The 244-nt window shown below is 57.4% G+C and carries 1 protein-coding gene; it reads left to right on the top strand.

All coding sequences use genetic code 11. The annotated features are described in order from the left end of the window. On the top strand, positions 1-244 hold a 244-nt coding region (locus tag O4G76_RS21430; protein ID WP_269399103.1), incomplete at both ends, for a transporter substrate-binding domain-containing protein.

Genomic DNA, 244 nt, shown 5'->3' with positions numbered 1-244 from the left:
CTTCATCAACGACGCTGGTGAAGTTGACGGGTTCGAGCGCGAGCTGGGCGATGAGCTGTGCAAACGTGCCGAGCTGACCTGTGAGTGGGTCACCAACGACTGGGATTCGATCATCCCGAACCTGCTGTCGGGCAACTACGATGCTATCATCGCAGGCATGTCGATCACGGATGAGCGCAAAGAAGTTGTTGCGTTCACCGAAGGTTACACCCTGCCCTCGCCCTCCGCTTATGCGGCAATGTCT

Source organism: Limimaricola sp. G21655-S1 (assembly GCF_027213785.1).
GTDB lineage: Bacteria > Pseudomonadota > Alphaproteobacteria > Rhodobacterales > Rhodobacteraceae > Limimaricola.
Note: the sequence above shows the minus strand (reverse complement) of the source record. Positions and strands in the feature narration are given on the sequence as shown.